Here is a 17,635-nt window from a genome sequence, read left to right as displayed (position 1 = left end):
CTATCCACTGCGCACCGCGCCTTGCATCCCATCCCGGCAAGATACTTGCGCGGTCCTGAAAAGATCGTAAACACGTTCTCAGAACGTGTTTACGTTCTTATGGCGACGTGGCCCCCTGGCGACAGCGGCCGGGCCGGTGCGCCCTTAACATCTGCGCCGTTCGGCGGGCCCCCATCCCACTGGCCCGCCTAGCCACTCAATCTCTTCAATCAATCAATGCAAAGCCGCAGTGCAGGAGACAAGCAGCCATGTTCAGCCATGTGATGGTCGGGGTGAACGACCTGGAGGTTTCGCGCAAGTTCTATGACGCCGTGCTGGGCACCCTGGGCGTGCCGCCGGGCGCGGCCAACAAGAACCGCTACTTCTACCGCAGCCCCACGGGCACGTTCGCGATTTCCACGCCGATCAATGGCGAGCCCGCCTGCCATGGCAATGGCAGCACCATCGGCTTCCTGGCCGCGTCGCCCGAGCAGGCCGATGCCTTTCACGCCACGGGTGTGGCCCACGGCGGCACCAGCTGCGAAGAACCGCCCGGCTACCGCGAAGGTCCTACGGGCCGCCTGTACCTGGCCTACGTGCGCGACCCCGACGGGAACAAGCTGTGCGTGCTGCACCGCCCGCCCAAGCCGGCCGCGGCGCAGTAAAGAGAAACGAAGTCCTCTCAGAACGAGTTCACGATCTTTTCAGGACCGGCTGCGCGGCCGCCGCACGGCGCGCACCTTGCCGCTGGGGCCGCCGCCGCAGTAGAACAGGCCTGCCCCGTCGGACTCCAGCCCGCTCACGCCGACACCGGCGGGCATGTCCAGCTGCTGCAGCACGGCGCCGCTGGCAGGGTCGATGTGGCGCAGGCTGCTTTCCTCGCCCTCCCAGGTGCCGTGCCACAGCTCGCCGTCCACCCAGGTCACGCCGGTCACGAAGCGGTTGGATTCGATGGTGCGGCGGATGGCGCCCGTGGCGGGGTCGATCTGATGGATCTTGCGATCGCGGTACTGGCCTACCCACAGGCTGCCCTCGGCCCAGGTCAGGCCCGAGTCGTTGCCTCCGCCGGGCGCGGGAATGGTGGCCACCACTTTGCCCGTGGCGGGGTCGATCTTGTCGATGCGCGATTCGGCAATCTGGTAGAGGTGGGAGCCATCGAAGGCGGTGCCCGCGTCGCAGATCACGTGGAGCGTGCGGGTGGTGGCGCCGCTGGCGGGGTCAAAGCCCACCAGCTGTTCGCCCGTGGCCGCCCACACGCGCTGGCCGTCGTGTGTAACGCCGTGGATGGCACTGGCGCCATCAAACGGGCCGTACTCACGCACCACCTCGGCAGGCTGGCGCGCGGCGATGGGCAGGTGCTTGCTGGAGGGTGGGGTGTCGGACATGTCGCTGCCGCAGGCGGTGTCATGGGTGGCTGTGGTCATCTCTGGAACTCCTTGGATGGGTGCCCGGTGCACTGCAGGAACAGGTGCGTTGGACGGTGAGGCCACTTTAGGGATTTGGCGGCGAAGCAGGGAGTAACAAGATCGTCGTGAATCCCACCACCATCGGCGCAGCCACCCAGCGGCGCGCGCGGGCCTGGCCGATGGCCCGCACCAGGCCGCCGGATTCCAGTTCGGCCAGCGCGCGCTGCACGGTGCGCTGGCTGTCGCCCAGGGCCAGCGCCAGGGCCGAGGTGGACCAGGCCGCGCCGTCGGCCAGCAGCGCCAGCAGCGCGCCCTGCTCGCCCTCCACCGGCGGCGCCAGCACGGCCACGCTGCGCCCGGCCAGGGGGCGCAGCGCGAAGCCGCGCGCAGTGGCCTCCACGCCCGCCAGCGGCGCGATGAGCTTGCGCAGGCGGCCCATCTCCACGCGCAGCCGGGCGCGGTGGGTCTCGTCGGGGTGGCGCGTGCGGAACACGGTGGCAATCAGCGCCTCGCGGTCCGCATCGTCCGGCCAGGCCTGCGCCAGCGCGCGCACCAGCGCAAACATCACGGGGCGGCGGGCCAGGGGGAGCGCCACGTCACCCGCATGCACGGCGTGGCGGCAGGCATCCACCACCAGCGTGTCGGCCGAGGCGCGCAGCGCCGCCACGTCCTGCAGCAGCAGCGCCTGCTCGCCACGCGGGCCCAGCAGGCGGGCGGCGGGCTGGCCCAGCAGCGCGTGCGCGTGGGCCACCTCGGCCTGCAACGCGGGTACGCCGGCATGTTGCGCAGCCTCCTCGGCCTGCTGCAGGGCGGCGCGCGCGGCATCGATCTGCAGCGCACGCAGGGCCAGCTCCGCGCGGGTGAGCGCAGCCACGGCGGCCAGCGCGGGTGGCAGGCGCGCGGGCACGACGGTGGGCGTGCTGTCGGCCGAGGGTGCAGCCAGCACGCCCGCGGCCTCGCTCAGCCGCCCCAGCAGAATCAGTCGGCGCGCTGCCACCAGCCGGGCCTGCAAGGCGTTGGTGGTGTCGCCATGGGCCTGCAGCGTGTGAGCGGCCGCCAGCAGCGGGGCAGGGCCCTTCCCATCGCCCAGGTCGCGCTGGGCCAATGCCACCTCGGCCTCGGCCACCACGCAGCGGGCGCAGGCCACGCTCTCGTGCGGGCCAAAGGCACGGGCGGCGCGGCGCAGCAACTCGCGGGCGCGCGGGTGCTCGCCCAGCTGGGCCATGGCAATGCCGCGAAGGGCCAGCGCGGGCGGGTCGTCACGCAGGGCCACGCGCTGCAATGCGGTGAGGGCATCGCCCCCGGCCAGCGCGCGGGCGGCAGCAGCAATCATCGAATCCATGGCGACAGCCTACACGCCGCGCGATACTCTCGCGCTTTCGTGAAAACCAAGGACCCGCATTGAAATCCGCCAGCGCCACCACCTTCGACGAGGCCTACTACCAGCGCTTCTACTTCGACAAGAAGACCAGCGTGGTGGATCCGCAGCACATGGAGCGGCTGGGCACCTTCGTGTGCAGCTACCTCAAATACCTGCGCGTGCCAGTGCAGCGCGTGCTGGACGTGGGCTGCGGCATCGGGCTGTGGAAGGACATCGTGGCGCAGCACTTTCTCGGCGCCAGCTACCAGGGCGTGGAGTTCAGCCCCTACCTGTGCGAAAAGTTCGGCTGGCAGCAGGGCTCGGTGGTGGACTATGCGGCCAGCGAGCCGTTCGACTTCGTCATCTGCCAGGGCGTGCTGCCCTACCTGAGCCCGCCCGACCTGAAGGCCGCGCTGCACAACCTGGGCCGCCTTTGCAAGGGCGCGCTGTATGTCGAGGCTGTCTCGCGCGAGGACTACGAGCAGGACATCATCGACGAGGACCTGACCGACAACCGCGTGTTCCGCCACCGGGCCGAGCTGTACCGGCGCGGCCTGCGCGAAGGTTTTGTGGAACTGGGCGGCGGCGTGTGGCTCAGCCGCCAGGCCGAGGTGCCCATGTTTGCGCTGGAGCATGTGGATGGGTGAGAGCGCTCCCACCGCCGCCCCCGCAGCGCCCCACGCCGTGGCCCGCCTACGCGCCGAGCGCCTGGCCCGCAGCGCCAAGCCCTTCCTGGCACGCGGCGGCCCCAAGGGCGAGCGCTGTGCGGGCTGCCGCCTGGTGCCCAGCCACTGCATCTGCGCGCTGCGCCCGCAGGTGCCCACGCGCGCAGGCATGTGCCTGCTCATGGCGGACATCGAGCCCCTCAAGCCCAGCAACACAGGCTGGCTGATTGCCGATGTGGTGGCCGACACCTTTGCCTTTGGCTGGGCGCGCACCGAAGTCCACCCCGGCCTGCTCGCGCTGCTGGCCGACCCCGAGTGGCAGCCGTATGTGGTCTTTCCCGGCGAGTTCGTGCCGCCCGAGCGGGTGGTGACGCAGGTCGCGCCGGAAGACGCGCCGAACGGGAAGCGCCCGCTGTTCATCCTCCTCGACGCCACCTGGCCCGAGGCGCGCAAGATGTTCCGCAAGAGCCCCTACCTCGACCGCTTTCCGGTGCTGAGCCTGGCGCCCGAGCAGGTCTCACGCTACCGGCTGCGCCGCTCGCGCCGGGATGACCATTTCTGCACCAGCGAAGTGGCCAGCCTGTGCCTGGAGCTGGCGGGCGAGGGTGCGGCGGCGCGGGTGCTGGATGCGTACCTGGACGTGTTCACCCACCACTACCTGCAGGCCAAGCACCAGCTGCCGCCCGACCTGGAGGGAGCCGCCCACGCGCACTTGCGGGCGGCAATGGCACAGGACGGCCGCAATCACGCCAGCGCACCAACGTCAGGCTGACGAAGCGGGCGAAAACGCCACGTGCGTGCATGACTTGTTGCCCAAAACGCATGGGCCGTTACCACGCCGTTACAAACATCCGCCGCAGGCCCGCCACACAATCGCCTGCGCTCGCGCGGCCGCCGCGCGAGTCGCGAATCACCCGCCCGGGAGGGGCGGGCCCTGCAACGTCGGTGCCATTCCTTTGGAGAATCAATGAAAACCAAGACTCCCTTGTTGCTGATCGCTACCCTGGGCCTGACGGCCGCATCGCTGGCCCACGCCGGCAAGGCCGAGCGCGACTTCCTTGCCGCCGAGGTAGCCCCGGTGGTGCAGACCGCCGCCAGCACGCTCCAGAAGTCCTGCGGCTGCGCCGTGAAGATGGACGTGAAGCAGGACAGCTTCCAAACCGTGGATCACCTGCGCCAGGTGCGCTACGCGGCGGGCACCATCATCGACAATGCCCCGCGCTACTGCAGCGATGCGCCCTCCAAGGCCGCCGTGTGCAAGCTCAAGACGCTGGAATTCGCCCGCACCGGCACCACCGCCTTCAAGTTTGCCGCCGGCAAGGGCTCCATCACCCTTGACGAAAGCTCGTACCCCAGCTGGGACATGCTGACCGCGGAGCTGGACAAGTAACAAGCAGCGGGTTCGCGATTCCCCAAGGCTGGCGCGCTATCGCGCGGGGCCGGCGAACGTTTCGGTATCCACCTCGCCCGCGTTTTGCGCGTTGTAGCGCTCGCCAGTCACCGTGCGCTCGTTGATCAGCGCGTCCAGCCGCGCCAGGGTGCCTGCATCCAGCCGCACGTCCGCGGCACCCAGGTCGTCGTGCAGATGCTCCACGCGGGTGGTGCCCGGAATGGGGATGATGTGCTCGCCCCGGTGCAGCAGCCACGCCAGCGCCAGCTGGGCGGGCGTGCAGCCCACCTCGCGCGCAATCGCGCGGTAGCCCTCCAGCAGCTTCAAGTTGGCGGCATACGCCTCGGGCGCAAACCGGGGCATGGCGCGGCGGATGTCCTTGGCGTCGAGAGTGGACACATCGGTCAGCTCACCGCACAAGAATCCCCGCGCCACCGGGCTGAAGGCCACGAAGGCAGCGCCCAGCTCGCGGCAGGCCTCCAGGACGGCGATCTCCGGGTTGCGCGTCCACAGCGAGTATTCGGTCTGCACAGCGGCGATGGGGTGCACGGCGTGCGCGCGGCGCAATGTGGCGGCCGACACTTCCGACAGGCCGATGCTGCGGATCTTGCCCGCGCGCACCAGGTCGGCCAGCGCGCCCACACTGTCTTCAATGGGCACGTTCTTGTCCCAGCGGTGCAGGTAGTACAGGTCGATCACGTCGGTCTGCAGGCGGCGCAGGCTGTCTTCACAGGTCTGGCGCAGGGTGGCGGGGCGGCCATCGATCACGCGCACCAGCTTGCCGTCACCGTTCACGTCCACGCCCTGCATGCCGCATTTGCTGGCCAGGGTGAAGCGGTGGCGGTGTGGTTTCATCACGCGGCCCACCAGCGTTTCATTGGCGCCAAAGCCGTACAGCGTGGCGGTGTCGAACAGCGTCACGCCCGCATCGAGTGCGGCCAGCAGCACGCGTTCGCCCTGCTCGGCAGACACAGGCGCGCCGTAGGCGTGCGAGAGGTTCATGCAGCCCAGGCCAATGGCCGAGACGGAGAAAGGTCCAAGGTTTCGTTGTTGCATGGACCAAGCTTACGCCAAGTGATTTTTGGCGCGCGTGCCGTTTTTGTTGCCCAGACGTCCCCCGGCGGGAGCAGGGGACGCGGCCGCCGTCCGGCGCAGCAGCGCATCACGCAAAAACGACGCTGCCGCGCGCAACGGCTGGTCGGTGCGACGCGCGAGGTAGGTGGCGGTGTACGCCACCCCGCCCTGGCCCAGGCCGCTGGCCGCCAGGGGCACCAGTTGCTTGTCGGCCAGCTCGCGAGCCACCGCCCATTGGGGTAGACGCCCCCAGCCCACGCCCGCCAGGATCAAGGCGCGCTTGGCGTCCTGCGATCCCACCCGCAGCGTCTCGGGCGACAGCACGCCGAAGTCGCGGCCTTGGGACAGCGTGGTGGGGTCTTCCAGAACGATCTGCAAGTGGTCGGCCAGGTCCGCGCTGGAAAGCGCCTTGCGGCGACGCGCCAGCGGATGCCCGGCCGCCACCACCGCCGCGATGGGCACGGGCAGCAGCGCTTCGGTCTCGATGCGCGGATCCAGAAAGTCCTCACCCGCCAGAATGGCCAGGTCGCAATGCTTGTCGCGCAGCGCTTGCAGGGGGCCGCCCAGAGGCTCGGTCGCCAGACGCAGGCGCACGGCAGGCAGCGCCTCCCGCAGGTCCTTCAGCGCAGCCGCCACCACCGGCAATGGGTAGAGCGTGTCCACCACCAGCGCAAGCTCGGTCTCCACGCCCTGGCCGAGCCCGCGCGCACGGGCTTTCATGAAGTCGACTTTCAGCAGCACCGCCCGGGCGTCTTCCAGCAGGGCCATGCCCTCCACCGTCAGCACCGGACGGTGGCCCCTGCGGTCGAAAAGGGCCACTCCCAGCTGGTTTTCCAGATTGGCAATGGCGTGGCTTACCGCCGACTGGGCGCGCAGAAGCCGGTTGGCGCCTGAGCGGAAGCTGCCCGCGTCGGCCACCGTGACGAACATGCGGATCTGGTCGAGGGTGAGTGCATCCAGCATAGTTTTTTGATCGATTCAGTAGATCAAGATCAGCAAAATTTTAGGCCTTCCGTCGATCAACCCATGTGGCCATACTGAAGCCCGGTCCACAAGAAAGGCAGGCACATGACCAACGTTCTGGTTCTCTACTACTCTTCCTACGGGCACATCGCCACCCTGGCATCGGCCGTGGCAGACGGCGTGCGGCGCGCCGGTGCGCATGCCACCATCAAGCGGGTGCCCGAGCTGGTGCCGGAGCATGTGGCGCGCAGCGCGGGCTATTGCCTGGCGCCAGACGTGCCCGAGGCCTCGGTGGGTGAGCTGGCCGAGTACGACGCCATCGTGATCGGCACGCCCACCCGCTTTGGCAACATGGCCGCGCAGATGAAAAACTTCCTGGACCAGGCGGGCGGCCTGTGGGCACGCGATGCGCTGGTCGGCAAGGTCGGCAGCGTGTTCACCTCCACCGGCAGCCAGCACGGCGGGCAGGAATCGACCCTGCTGTCCACCCACACGGTGCTGTTGCACTTAGGGATGGTGGTGGTGGGGCTGCCCTACACCTTCAAGGGCCAGTTGCGCATGGACGAGATCACCGGTGGCTCGCCCTATGGCGCTTCCACCCTGGCCGACGACGGGCACGGCGGCAACCGCCAGCCGAGCGCCAACGAGCTGGAGGCAGCGCGCTTCCAGGGAAGCCATGTCGCCCGAATCGCCAGCGCGCTGGCGGGGACAGCGGCCCAAGAACGGGTGGCGGCGTGATGCGAGACGGGCAGGACGCGACCGGCCGGCGCAGCAGCCAGCAGGGCAACCTGCAGCCCACCCCATGGCGCGCTGTAGCCGTGGTGGTGGCGGCCGGAGTGGTCTCTGCCTACCACCTCGGCAAGGTTTCCATCGCCGGGCCGCAATTGCAATCGGACCTGGGACTGAGCCTGGAAATGCTGGGTGCCCTGGGCGCCACTTTCGCACTGCTGGGCGCACTCGGCGGCATGCTGGCGGGCTCGTGGGTGGCGCGTGCGGGAGACCGGCGGATGCTGCTGGGCGGCCTGGCGGCGACACTGCTCGGCACCGCGTTCGCGCTGGCCCAGCCGCAGGCCAGCTTTGCCGCGTTGCTGGCATCGCGCGTAGTGGAAGGCCTGGGCTTCTTGCTCATCACGGTGGCAGGACCCGCCGTGATCGCGCGCCTGGCGCGCCCCGCAGAACGCCCCCGTGCCATGGCGATGTGGAGCTGCTTCATGCCCGGCGGCATGGCCCTGGCCATGGTCACCGGCCCGTGGCTCGGTGGTTGGGAGGGCCTGTGGGCGACGGCAGCGGGCGCATCGGGCGTGATCTCCGCCTTGGCGCTGTGGCAGGTTCCTGCCGCGCAACACGCCACGCCGCCCGGCGATGGCGTGGATTCGAACACGGCAAGCTCGCTGCGCATGCGCCGCAGAGAAGTCTTGCGGTCCGAGCCGCTGGCATTGGCCGCCACGTTCCTGCTGTATGCCCTGATGTTTTTCGCCCTGTTCGGTTTCATGCCCGTGCTGCTGCAGCAACGCCTGCAGGTGGACGCTACCACCGTGGGGCTGCTGACGGGCATCGCCTGCATGGCCAACATAGGCGGCAACCTGGCTGCCGGCGTCTGGCTGAAGAAGGCCGGGCGCACGGTGCTGATCCGGCTTGCCGCTGCCGTGATGGGAGCATGTGCCCTGGGCATCTTCCTGCCGGGTACGGACCCCCGGCTGTCCTTCGCGCTGTGCCTGCTGTTTTCAGCGGCGGGAGGGATGGTGCCGGCCAGCTTGCTCTCGTCCGTGGCGCAGGTCTCCGCCACGCCAGCCCATGCCACGCTGGCCACGGGGCTGCTCATGCAAGGCAGCAACCTGGGCCAGGCGCTGGGACCGTTGCTTGTGGGCAGCACGGTGGACCGCCACGGCTGGCCTGCTGCCGCTGCATGGGTGACGTCCGCCGCGCTGGTCATGGCCTGGTCCGCGCAATGGCGCGCGCGGAACCCGGAGCGATAGCGTTGCATGGCGTGGCGCTGGCTGCTCTGCAGGCGCGCACACTCCCACTGCTGGTGTGCCGCGCTGAGACAAGAGACCGCATCGGCGCAAGATCAGGCGGCTGGCCCGGCAACAACGTCCACCCCCCTTGCCAGGCAGCTACGCGCTCCGGCGCCGTCCGCAGCCCGCGCCTCCTCCGCCACTGGTTGCTCCAGCCGCGACAAGCCCCACCCGCCATTGCATGGACAATTCCCGGCATGTCTGGCGCACCTATTCACTCGCACCCCTCTTCTCTCCGCCCCGTGCTGATCGCCGGCGGCGGCATCGGTGGCATGGCCACGGCCCTCACCCTGCACCAGATCGGCGTGCCCTGCGTCGTCTTTGAATCGGTGCCCGAGCTACAACCGCTGGGCGTGGGCATCAACCTGCAGCCCAATGCCGTGCGAGAGCTGCACGACCTGGGTTTTGGCAACGAGGTGCTGGACACCATTGGCCTGCAGGCACGCGAATGGGCGCTGGTGGGCCGCAACGGGAACGAGGTGTACGCCGAGCCGCGCGGCCTGGAGGCGGGCTACCACTGGCCGCAGTATTCCGTGCACCGGGGGCAGCTGCAGATGATGCTGTACCACGCCGTCAAAAGCCGCCTGGGCGACGACGCCGTGCAGTTGGGGCAGCGCGTGGTGGGCTACCGGCAGGATGGCGCTGATGGTGTGACCGCACTCATCGAGACCCGCGACGGCGCGCGGCGCGAAGTGGCCGGCTCCCTGCTGATTGCCGCCGATGGCCTGCACTCGGCCGTGCGGGCGCAGATGCATCCCACGCAGCCACCCATCCAGTGGGGCGGCGCCATCATGTGGCGGGGCACCACACCGGGCGTGCCGGTGCGCACGGGCGCGTCGTTTGTGGGCCTGGGCTCGCTGCGGCATCGCGTGGTGTTTTACCCCATCACACCGCCAGACCCAGCTACGGGCCTCGCGACCATCAACTGGATTGCCGAGATCACCGTGGACAACCAGGGCGGCTGGCAGCAGGGCGACTGGAACCGACGCGTGGCACTGGAGGAGTTCGCTCACCACTTTGACGGCTGGAACTACAGCTGGCTGGACGTGCCCGCCATGCTGCGCGGCGCCAAGGACATCTATGAATACCCCATGATCGACCGCGACCCCGTGCCCACCTGGGTGGACGGCCGCGTGGCGCTGCTGGGCGACGCGGCGCATGTGATGTACCCCGTGGGCTCCAACGGTGCCAGCCAGGCCATCGTGGATGCGCGCGTGCTGGGTGCGCAGCTGATTGCGCATGGCGCGGGCCCCGAGGCGCTGCGCGCCTACGACGACAAGCTGTGCAAGGACATCTCGGCGCTGGTGCTGCGCAACCGGGGCTCCGGCCCCTTTGGCCTGCTGGGGCTGGTGGACGAGCGCTGCAGCGGCATGTTCGACCACATCGACGACGTGCTGCCGCGCGAAGAGCGCGAAGGCTTCATGGCCCGCTACAAAGCGGCAGCGGGGTTTGCCATCGAGACACTGAATGCCGCGCCGCCCACCATCGCACCGGGTCAACGCGTGGCAATGGCTGGTTGAGACGACTTCGCGGCAGCGGCCAGCACCGCATCGGTCAGCGCACTGCACCGCACTGCACTGCGGCGTTGGCGCGTTACCGCTTGGCCTGCTTCTCGGCCAGCGTGTCCGCGTGGCGATGCACGAGCTTCCAGGCATCGCCCTCGCAGCGGAACACCTCGGTCACCCGCAGCACCATGGGCACGGGCGCGCCGCCTTCCTGTGGGCGTACCATGGCACGCTGCAACCCCGTCCAGTAGCCCAGCGTACCGTCGCAGGCCGCATGCAATACCTCCAGTGTGGTGTCGGCGCCGCTGTGGAAATGCCGGGCCCCGGCCTCGTTGACCTCGAGCACGCGGGCCGCGCCCTGTTCGATGCCACCGCCCGGGCCAAAGAAGGTGGCCGGATCGGCAGTGGTGGAAATGCCGCGCAGGGGCTGCGCGTCGCCGTTCACATAGGCCGCCGCCACCTCACGGCGGCGGAGCATGAATTCTTCGAAGGACGGCGTGATGGGCATGGAGGACTCCCGAAGAAAAAAATCTGTCTGGACACGGACTCCGGCTTTCGGTTCCGCGTGCCCGCGGAGACAGGGAGGCGTCCTACAGGACACCGCCCGGCGCCACGGCGGGCCCGCTCCGCCTGACGTTGAATAAGCTACCCGCGCCGGCCCAAAAAACCCGCACTGCACCATGGCCCCACCTCCCTCCACCGCACCCACGCCGTTGAGCCGCATTCCGCGCGGCGTCTGGGTGCTGGGTTTCGTGAGCATGCTGATGGACATCTCCTCCGAGATGATCCACAGCCTGCTGCCGCTGTTCATGGTCGGCGCCCTGGGCGCCAGCGCACTCACGGTGGGCGTGATTGAAGGGCTGGCCGAATCCACGGCGCTGATCGTCAAGGTGTTTTCCGGCGCTTTGAGTGACTACCTGGGCAAGCGCAAGGGCCTGGCCGTGTTTGGCTACGCGCTGGGCGCGCTCACCAAGCCCTTGTTTGCGCTGGCGCCCAGCGCCGGCATCGTGCTCACGGCACGGCTGCTGGACCGCGTGGGCAAGGGCGTGCGCGGCGCGCCGCGCGATGCGCTGGTGGCCGACATCGCGCCACCCGAGATGCGCGGCGCGGCCTTTGGCCTGCGGCAGTCGCTGGACACGGTGGGCGCCTTTCTAGGGCCGCTGTTGGCCGTGGGGCTGATGCTGTGGTGGGCCAACGATTTCCGCGCCGTGTTCTGGGTGGCGGTGGTTCCGGGCCTGCTGGCCGTGGTGCTCCTGCTGTGGGGCGTGCGCGAGCCCGAGCGCGCGGCCGGGGCACCGCGCACCAACCCCATACGCCGTGAGAACCTGCGGCGCCTGAGTGGCGCGTATTGGTGGGTGGTGGGCGTGGGTGCCGTCTTCACGCTGGCCCGCTTCAGCGAAGCCTTCCTGGTGCTTCGCGCCGAGCAAAGCGGCATCGCCGTGGCCCTGGTGCCGCTGCTCATGGTGGCCATGAACCTGGTGTACGCCGCATCGGCCTACCCGTTCGGCAAGCTCTCCGACCACATGCAGCACCAGACGCTGCTGGCCTGGGGCCTGGTGGTGCTCATCGCGGCCGATCTGGTGCTGGCGGCGGGCGGCCACTGGACCACCGTGCTGGCCGGCGTGGCGCTGTGGGGCGTGCACATGGGCATGACGCAGGGGCTGCTCGCCACCATGGTGGCGGACACGGCCCCGGCCGACCTGCGCGGCACGGCCTTCGGCTTCTTCAACCTGGTGAGCGGCGTGGCCATGCTGGCCGCCAGCGTGATGGCGGGGTTGCTGTGGGACCAGCTGGGCGCATCGTTCACGTTCTACGCCGGGGCCGTGTTCAGCGTGCTGGCCCTGCTGGCCCTGCTGGTGCGCAGCCCGTGAAGGGGCAAAGGCGGCGCCGCCAGATCACTCCCTATTTGATAGCTTCCAACGCTTGATGGAAAAGCGCTGGCGGCCATTTTTGCTCAATTTCAGCCCGCGTTCAGCTGCAGCTCCAGGTTGTGCAGCACCTGATAGCACGGCAGCACCTGCGCCACGCTGGCGTTGGGCTCGCGGCCTTCCTTGATGGCGGCGAAGAACTCGCGGTCCTGCAGCTCGATGCCGTTCATCGACACATCCACCTTGCTCACGTCGATCTTCTCTTCCTTGCCGTTCACCAGATCGTCGTAGCGGGCGATGTAGGTGGCGGTGTCGCCGATGTAGCGGAAGAAGGTGCCCAGCGGGCCATCGTTGTTGAAGCTCAGGCTCAGCGTGCAGATCGCGCCGTTGGCGGCCTGGAGCTGAATGCTCATGTCCATGGCGATGCCCAGGTCCTTGTGGATGGGGCCCTGGATGGCGTTGGCCTTCACGATGGGGCTGCCCGCCTGGTAGGCGAACAGGTCCACGGTGTGGGCAGCGTGGTGCCACAGCAGGTGGTCCGTCCAGCTGCGGGGCTGGCCCAGCGCGTTCATGTTGGTGCGGCGGAAGAAGTAGGTCTGCACATCCATCTGCTGGATGTTGAACTCGCCTGCGGTGATCTTCTTGTGCACGTACTGGTGGCTGGGGTTGAAGCGGCGCGTGTGGCCGCACATGGCGACCAGGCCGGTCTGCTTTTGCAGGGCCACGACCTTTTCGCCATCCGCCAGCACGTCGCACAGCGGGATCTCGACCTGCACGTGCTTGCCGGCTTCCATGCAGGCGATCGACTGGCTGGCGTGCATCTGCGTGGGCGTGCACAGGATCACGGCATCCACTTCCTTGATGGCCAGGCTGTCGGCCAGGTCGGTGGTCACGTGCTTGATGCCGTACTTGTCGGCCACTTCCTGGGTCTTGGCCAGGTCACGGCTGATGAGGGAGACGACTTCGACGCCGTCGATGTTTTGGATGCCGTCCAGGTGCTTGATGCCGAAGGCGCCGGCGCCTGCGAGTGCGACTTTGATGGTCATGGTCGGGTGTTCCTTAGCTTATTGGTTCTCAAGAATCAGGTGGCCTACCGCCGTATTGCTGGCGGGCACGTGGAAAAAGCGGTGCGCCACCTTGGGTGCGGGGCCGGTGCCCGCCACGTCGCTCATGGCGCCGCGGGCGATCAGCCACATCACCAGCTCGATGCCTTCGCTGCCGGCTTCGCGCACGTATTCGATGTGCGGCACCTTCGCCAGCTCGGCGGGCTCGGCGATCAGACGGTCGAGGAACTTGTTGTCCCATTCCTTGTTGATGAGGCCGGCGCGCGGGCCCTGCAGCTGGTGGCTCATCCCGCCGGTACCCCAGATCTGCACCTTGAGCGGCGCATCGAACGACTCGATGGCGCGGCGGATGGCCTGGCCGAGCTGGAAGCAGCGCTGGCCCGAAGGCACGGGGTACTGCACCACGTTGACGGCGAACGGGATGACCTTGACGGGCCAGGCCTCAGGCGAGCCGAACAGCAGGTTCATCGGCACCGTGAGCCCATGGTCCACCTGCAGTTCGTTGACGATGGTGAGGTCAAAGTCCTGCTGGATGACGGACTGCGCGATGTGCGAGGCGAGCTCGGGGTGCCCCATCACCTTGGGCACGGGGCGCGGGCCGTAGCCTTCGTCGGCGGGCTCGAACTCGGCGGCGGTGCCGATGGCAAAGGTGGGAATCATCCCCAGGTCAAAGCTGGTGGCGTGGTCGTTGTAGACCAGGAAGACCACGTCGGGGCGGTTGGCCTCCATCCACTTCTTGGACGGCTCATAGCCCGCGAACAGCGGCTGCCAGTAGGGCTCGCCGGTCTTGCCCAGGTCGATGGCGGCGCCAATGGCGGGCACGTGCGAGGTGTAGACGGAGGCGGTGATTCGCGCGTGGCCCGCGCCTGCAGCACCGTCGGTAGCGGCTGTCTGGCGCGCGGCGTGGTCGCCCAGGATCTGCGCGGCCAGGGCTTCCTGGTGCGTCAGCTCCCAGGCTTTCCACGCCTCGGACTGCGCGGCGGGGCCCTGCGCGTTGCCGCTCTCGCCCAGGTAGCGGTTGCCCTCGGGGCTGCGGCCGCCCGCGATCATCATGTCGCGGTAGGCGTGCTCGCTCATGCCGGTCATGCTGCCCGCCATCTGCTGGAACGACAGGCCATCCGTCGCGCCCAGCTTGGCCAGAAAGTAGATGTTGCCGCCCGTGCGCATGGCCCAGTTCAGGTCGCGCGCGCGCACGGCCGCCTTCTGTTCATCGGTCATCGGCCATTCGGCCAGGTAGGCGTCTTCATCGGCCTTGAAGCGCGCGCGGTTCTCGGCCTTCATCAGGCTCATGCAGAACTGGTTGAGCCAGTAGCCCTTGCGGCTTTGCTCTGCGTCGAAGATGGTCGTGCCGGGCACGTCCTTGTAGGGTTTGTCCAGGGCCATGTCACGCCTCCTTCCGGGCCGCCCCAAGGGAGGCGAGCGCCCCTTCGGGGGGCAGTGAATACACGAAGTGATGAGCGTGGGGGGTCATATTTTTTCCTCGGGCCAGTAGAGCTTCATGGGATTGGTGACGAGCAGTTTCTTCTGCAGCTCGGCCGTGGGTGCGATGTGCGGGATGAAATCCACCAGCAGGCCATCATCGGGCATGTGGTCCTTGAGGTTGGGGTGGGGCCAGTCGGTGCCCCACAGCACGCGGTCGGAGAATTCTTCGACCACCTTGCGAGCGAAGGGCACGACATCCTGGTAGGCGCTCAGCTCACCGTTCAGCGCCGTGGGGCCAGTCATGGAGAGGCGTTCGGGGCAGCTGACCTTGCTCCACACGTTGGTGTGCTCGCGCATGAACTTGAGGAACAGGGCGAACTCTTCGCTGTCCACGCCCTTGCTCACATCGGGCCGGCCCATGTGGTCCACCACCACGGTGGTGGGCAGGCTGGTGAAGAAGTCCCACAGCTCGGGCAGGTCCACCGCCTCGAAGTAGATCACCACGTGCCAGCCCAGCTTGGCGATGCGGCCGGCAATCTCCATCAGCTCGTCCTTGGGCGTGAAGTCCACCAGGCGCTTGACGAAGTTGAAGCGCACGCCGCGCACGCCAGCCGCGTGCAGCTGTTGCAGCTCCTCATCCTTGATGGAGCGGCGCACCGTGGCCACGCCGCGCGCCCGGCCAGCGCTGGCCAGGCACGCATCCACCATGGCGCGGTTGTCGGCGCCGTGGCAGGTGGCCTGCACGATCACGTTGCGCGCAAAGCCCAGGTGGTCGCGCAGCGCAAACAGCTGGTGCTTGCTGGCATCGCAGGGCGTGTACTTGCGCTCGGGGGCGTAGGGGAACTCGGCTCCGGGGCCGAACACGTGGCAGTGAGCATCTACGGCGCCCGCGGGGACCTGGAAGCGGGGCTTGCTGGGGCCGTCATACCAGTCCAGCCAACCCGGGGTTTTAGTGAAGCCTTCGGCCTTGGTCAATTCGCTCATGCGCGTACTCCTTGGTTTCTTGCAAGCTCGCAGATCAGTCGAGCGACACGTTGGCCTTGCGGATCACGTCACCAAAACGCTGGCTCTCGTCCTTGACGAACTGGCCGAACTGCGCGCGTGTGGTGGGGAACTGCTCATAGCCAAAGGTCTTGAACTTCTCGGCCACCTCGGGGCCGGTCAGGGCCTGTTCGATGTCCTTGCGGATCTTTTCGGCCACGGCGGCGGGCAGGCCGGGAGGCACGGCAACGGCGTTCCAGCCAGTGACGGCGAAATCCTTGGGGCCGCCCGATTCGGCCACGGTGGGCACGTCGGGGAACTCGGCAGAACGCTGAGGCCCTGCAAACGCCAGCAGGCGCAGCTTGCCCGCGCGGTACAGCGGGCCTGCGGTGGCGGCGGTGCCCAACGCGAAGTCGATCTCTCCGGTGGAGACCGAGGTGTAGAGCTGCGTGGTCTCCTTGAAGATCACATGCTCCATCTGCGTGCCGGTGGCGGATTCGAACAGCTCCGAGCCCAGGTGCACCGGGTTGCCCACCGACCAGCTGCCGTAGTTGAGCTTGCCGGGGCGCGCCTTGGCATCGGCCACGATGTCGCCCACGGTCTTGTACTTGCTGCCCGTGCCCACGGTGAAGAAGAAATGCGTCTTGAACAGCGGCAGCAGCGTGTCGAAGTCCTTGGCGGGGTCGTAGGGCAGCTTCTTGAACAGGCTGGGGTAGGCGGCCAGGTGCACGTTGTCCAGGATGAGCAGATCATGGCCATCCTTGGCCCCGCGCTTCCACGCATCGATGGCGATGAAGCCGTTGCCGCCGGGACGGTTCTCCACGATCACGCCCGTGCCCCAGGTGCGAGAGAGCTTGTCGGCCACCAAGCGGGCCACGCCGTCGGGGCCGCCGCCCACGGGGAAGGGGCTGATGATGCGCACCTGCTTGGTGGGGAACTGCTGCGCGGCGGCGGGTTGCACCAGCGCGCCCGCGACGGTGGCCACACCCAGTGCCAGGGCCAGCGTGCGGCGGATACGGAAAGAGGAAGCAGCAGAAGGGAAATTCATTGGGAGCAGGGACCGAGGAAAATCAGAATTGATAGCTATCAGCGCAATGTGGATGCGCGTAGAAGGCCAAATAGGCTTGTAAAACTGGATTCAGTCGATGTACTTGAGCCCCGCTGCCGCCAGCGGCTCGCGCATCTTGTACATGTCCAGGCCCAGCACGCCGCTGGCCAGCTTGGCGCGCTTTTCGCCTTCAAAGCTCTCGCGCTTTTGCGCGGCTTCCAGCGTCTGCACCGCACGCGCGGCGGGCACACACACGATGCCGTCGTCGTCGGCCACGATCACGTCGCCCGGTGTGATGAGCTGGCCTGCGCACACCACGGGGATGTTGACCGAGCCAATGGTGGCCTTGATGCAGCCCTTGCTGGAGATGCATTTGCTCCACACCGGGAAGTTCATCTCGTTGAGCGTCTTCACGTCGCGCACCCCGGCGTCGATGATGAGCGCGCGCGCACCGCGCGCCTGGAAGGACGTGGCCAGCAGGTCGCCGAAGTAGCCGTCGGTGCATTCGGCCGTGATCGCGGCCACCACGATGTCGCCGGGCTGAATCTGCTCGGCCACCACGTGCATCATCCAGTTGTCGCCGGGGTGCAGCAGCACGGTGACGGCGGTGCCACTGACCTGTACGCCGCTCTGAATGGGGCGCATGTAGGGCTTGAGCAGGCCGACGCGGCCCATGGCCTCGTGCACTGTGGCCGAGCCCAGAGCGGCCAGGCCATCGGCGGCTGCGCGGTCAGCGCGGGTGATGTTGCGGTAGACAACGCCAAGTTCAAACATGTCAGAGCCCCTTTGCCTTTAGGCGTGAATCGAGTCGGGAGAACACACGGCGCGTGTTGGCTTCGTAGATCTGGTGCTTATCTTCGGCACTCAGGATCGTGGACGCCTCGATGTAGCGCTT

At 68.1% G+C, this 17,635-nt stretch carries 18 protein-coding genes and 2 pseudogenes; 8 read left to right on the top strand and 12 right to left on the bottom strand.

Annotation, left to right across the window (positions count from 1 at the left end; all coding sequences use genetic code 11):
* Window positions 1–248 precede the first annotated feature (248 nt).
* Entirely contained in the window at window positions 249–644 is a 396-nt protein-coding gene (locus MRY84_RS02400) for a VOC family protein (protein WP_291504164.1), read from the top strand.
* A gap of 39 nt (window positions 645–683) precedes the next feature.
* On the opposite strand, the gene MRY84_RS02395 is transcribed toward MRY84_RS02400, so the two are convergent.
* Both MRY84_RS02395 and MRY84_RS02390 read right to left on the bottom strand, forming a co-directional pair.
* The gene (locus MRY84_RS02395) at window positions 684–1,364 is read right to left on the bottom strand and encodes a hypothetical protein (protein WP_291504166.1); all 681 of its coding nucleotides are present in this window, start codon (window positions 1,362–1,364) and stop codon (window positions 684–686) included.
* Between the two features lie 106 nt (window positions 1,365–1,470).
* On the bottom strand, window positions 1,471–2,727 hold the full coding sequence (locus MRY84_RS02390) for a helix-turn-helix domain-containing protein (protein ID WP_291504163.1): 1,257 nt from the start codon (window positions 2,725–2,727) through the stop codon (window positions 1,471–1,473).
* A gap of 59 nt (window positions 2,728–2,786) precedes the next feature.
* Here MRY84_RS02390 and MRY84_RS02385 point away from each other — a divergent pair, with 59 nt between their 5' ends.
* The 3 genes from MRY84_RS02385 (at window position 2,787) to MRY84_RS02375 (ending at window position 4,800) form a co-directional block, all read left to right on the top strand.
* Window positions 2,787–3,392: a class I SAM-dependent methyltransferase gene (locus MRY84_RS02385; protein ID WP_291504162.1), complete on the top strand. Its 606-nt coding sequence runs from the start codon at window positions 2,787–2,789 to the stop codon at window positions 3,390–3,392.
* Window positions 3,385–4,182 (top strand): tRNA-uridine aminocarboxypropyltransferase, encoded by a 798-nt coding sequence (locus MRY84_RS02380; RefSeq protein ID WP_291504161.1) that lies wholly within the window; start codon window positions 3,385–3,387, stop codon window positions 4,180–4,182. Before MRY84_RS02385 ends, MRY84_RS02380 begins: the two co-directional genes overlap by 8 nt.
* Before the next feature lie 195 nt (window positions 4,183–4,377).
* Window positions 4,378–4,800: a hypothetical protein gene (locus tag MRY84_RS02375; protein ID WP_291504160.1), complete on the top strand. Its 423-nt coding sequence runs from the start codon at window positions 4,378–4,380 to the stop codon at window positions 4,798–4,800.
* 36 nt (window positions 4,801–4,836) lie between these two features.
* Here the strand turns inward: MRY84_RS02375 and MRY84_RS02370 are convergent, their stop codons facing one another.
* Window positions 4,837–5,856: an aldo/keto reductase gene (locus MRY84_RS02370; RefSeq protein ID WP_291504159.1), complete on the bottom strand. Its 1,020-nt coding sequence runs from the start codon at window positions 5,854–5,856 to the stop codon at window positions 4,837–4,839.
* A gap of 9 nt (window positions 5,857–5,865) precedes the next feature.
* On the bottom strand, window positions 5,866–6,837 hold the full coding sequence (locus tag MRY84_RS02365; protein ID WP_291504158.1) for a LysR family transcriptional regulator: 972 nt from the start codon (window positions 6,835–6,837) through the stop codon (window positions 5,866–5,868).
* 105 nt (window positions 6,838–6,942) lie between these two features.
* On the opposite strand from MRY84_RS02365, the gene wrbA reads away from it, so the two are divergent.
* From wrbA to MRY84_RS02350, 3 genes are all read left to right on the top strand, one after another.
* A complete protein-coding gene (wrbA, locus tag MRY84_RS02360) occupies window positions 6,943–7,575 on the top strand; it encodes an NAD(P)H:quinone oxidoreductase (RefSeq protein WP_291504157.1) in 633 nt (210 codons plus the stop codon).
* Complete coding sequence (locus MRY84_RS02355) at window positions 7,575–8,813, top strand: MFS transporter (RefSeq protein ID WP_291504156.1); 1,239 nt, start codon at window positions 7,575–7,577, stop codon at window positions 8,811–8,813. Before wrbA ends, MRY84_RS02355 begins: the two co-directional genes overlap by 1 nt.
* 236 nt (window positions 8,814–9,049) lie before the next feature.
* Window positions 9,050–10,372, top strand: a complete 1,323-nt coding sequence (locus MRY84_RS02350; protein WP_291504155.1) for a flavin-dependent oxidoreductase — start codon at window positions 9,050–9,052, stop codon at window positions 10,370–10,372.
* A gap of 73 nt (window positions 10,373–10,445) precedes the next feature.
* Here MRY84_RS02350 and MRY84_RS02345 read toward each other — a convergent pair whose 3' ends face one another.
* Window positions 10,446–10,865, bottom strand: a complete 420-nt coding sequence (locus MRY84_RS02345) for a DUF4440 domain-containing protein (protein WP_291504154.1) — start codon at window positions 10,863–10,865, stop codon at window positions 10,446–10,448.
* Between the two features lie 172 nt (window positions 10,866–11,037).
* Between MRY84_RS02345 and MRY84_RS02340 the strand changes: the two genes are divergently transcribed.
* The gene (locus MRY84_RS02340; protein ID WP_291504153.1) at window positions 11,038–12,228 is read left to right on the top strand and encodes an MFS transporter; all 1,191 of its coding nucleotides are present in this window, start codon (window positions 11,038–11,040) and stop codon (window positions 12,226–12,228) included.
* A gap of 89 nt (window positions 12,229–12,317) precedes the next feature.
* Here MRY84_RS02340 and MRY84_RS02335 read toward each other — a convergent pair whose 3' ends face one another.
* The 7 genes and pseudogenes from MRY84_RS02335 to MRY84_RS02305 form a co-directional block, all read right to left on the bottom strand.
* Complete coding sequence (locus MRY84_RS02335) at window positions 12,318–13,271, bottom strand: Gfo/Idh/MocA family oxidoreductase (RefSeq protein ID WP_291504152.1); 954 nt, start codon at window positions 13,269–13,271, stop codon at window positions 12,318–12,320.
* Window positions 13,272–13,289: 18 nt separating this feature from the next.
* Window positions 13,290–14,204 carry a class III extradiol dioxygenase subunit beta gene (locus tag MRY84_RS02330; RefSeq protein ID WP_291504165.1) on the bottom strand — a complete coding sequence of 305 codons (915 nt, stop codon included), beginning with the start codon at window positions 14,202–14,204 and terminating at the stop codon, window positions 13,290–13,292.
* Window positions 14,205–14,300: 96 nt separating this feature from the next.
* Window positions 14,301–14,672: pseudogene (ligA, locus tag MRY84_RS02325) on the bottom strand (protocatechuate 4,5-dioxygenase subunit alpha); the annotation flags it as partial.
* A gap of 84 nt (window positions 14,673–14,756) precedes the next feature.
* Entirely contained in the window at window positions 14,757–15,695 is a 939-nt protein-coding gene (locus MRY84_RS02320) for an amidohydrolase family protein (protein WP_291504151.1), read from the bottom strand.
* Between the two features lie 34 nt (window positions 15,696–15,729).
* On the bottom strand, window positions 15,730–16,740 hold the full coding sequence (locus MRY84_RS02315) for a tripartite tricarboxylate transporter substrate binding protein (protein ID WP_291504150.1): 1,011 nt from the start codon (window positions 16,738–16,740) through the stop codon (window positions 15,730–15,732).
* Between the two features lie 90 nt (window positions 16,741–16,830).
* Window positions 16,831–17,514 (bottom strand): 4-carboxy-4-hydroxy-2-oxoadipate aldolase/oxaloacetate decarboxylase, encoded by a 684-nt coding sequence (ligK, locus tag MRY84_RS02310; protein WP_291504149.1) that lies wholly within the window; start codon window positions 17,512–17,514, stop codon window positions 16,831–16,833.
* Between the two features lies 1 nt (window position 17,515).
* Window positions 17,516–17,635, bottom strand: a pseudogene (locus MRY84_RS02305) (amidohydrolase); the annotation flags it as partial.

The organism is Acidovorax sp., from assembly GCF_022763525.1.
Lineage (GTDB): Bacteria > Pseudomonadota > Gammaproteobacteria > Burkholderiales > Burkholderiaceae_C > Acidovorax.
Note: the sequence above shows the minus strand (reverse complement) of the source record. Positions and strands in the feature narration are given on the sequence as shown.

Excerpts from the sequence above, each read along its gene's own strand:
- MRY84_RS02335 (WP_291504152.1), bottom strand. The coding sequence starts at position 13,271 with ATGACCATCAAAGTCGCACTCGCAGGCGCCGGCGCCTTCGGCATCAAG.
- MRY84_RS02350 (WP_291504155.1), top strand. The coding sequence starts at position 9,050 with ATGTCTGGCGCACCTATTCACTCGCACCCCTCTTCTCTCCGCCCCGTG.
- ligK (WP_291504149.1), bottom strand. The coding sequence starts at position 17,514 with ATGTTTGAACTTGGCGTTGTCTACCGCAACATCACCCGCGCTGACCGC.
- MRY84_RS02355 (WP_291504156.1), top strand. The coding sequence starts at position 7,575 with ATGCGAGACGGGCAGGACGCGACCGGCCGGCGCAGCAGCCAGCAGGGC.
- MRY84_RS02315 (WP_291504150.1), bottom strand. The coding sequence starts at position 16,740 with ATGAATTTCCCTTCTGCTGCTTCCTCTTTCCGTATCCGCCGCACGCTG.
- MRY84_RS02380 (WP_291504161.1), top strand. The coding sequence starts at position 3,385 with ATGGGTGAGAGCGCTCCCACCGCCGCCCCCGCAGCGCCCCACGCCGTG.
- MRY84_RS02320 (WP_291504151.1), bottom strand. The coding sequence starts at position 15,695 with ATGAGCGAATTGACCAAGGCCGAAGGCTTCACTAAAACCCCGGGTTGG.
- MRY84_RS02370 (WP_291504159.1), bottom strand. The coding sequence starts at position 5,856 with ATGCAACAACGAAACCTTGGACCTTTCTCCGTCTCGGCCATTGGCCTG.
- MRY84_RS02375 (WP_291504160.1), top strand. The coding sequence starts at position 4,378 with ATGAAAACCAAGACTCCCTTGTTGCTGATCGCTACCCTGGGCCTGACG.
- MRY84_RS02365 (WP_291504158.1), bottom strand. The coding sequence starts at position 6,837 with ATGCTGGATGCACTCACCCTCGACCAGATCCGCATGTTCGTCACGGTG.
- MRY84_RS02390 (WP_291504163.1), bottom strand. The coding sequence starts at position 2,727 with ATGGATTCGATGATTGCTGCTGCCGCCCGCGCGCTGGCCGGGGGCGAT.
- MRY84_RS02340 (WP_291504153.1), top strand. The coding sequence starts at position 11,038 with ATGGCCCCACCTCCCTCCACCGCACCCACGCCGTTGAGCCGCATTCCG.
- wrbA (WP_291504157.1), top strand. The coding sequence starts at position 6,943 with ATGACCAACGTTCTGGTTCTCTACTACTCTTCCTACGGGCACATCGCC.
- MRY84_RS02400 (WP_291504164.1), top strand. The coding sequence starts at position 249 with ATGTTCAGCCATGTGATGGTCGGGGTGAACGACCTGGAGGTTTCGCGC.
- MRY84_RS02395 (WP_291504166.1), bottom strand. The coding sequence starts at position 1,364 with ATGTCCGACACCCCACCCTCCAGCAAGCACCTGCCCATCGCCGCGCGC.
- MRY84_RS02345 (WP_291504154.1), bottom strand. The coding sequence starts at position 10,865 with ATGCCCATCACGCCGTCCTTCGAAGAATTCATGCTCCGCCGCCGTGAG.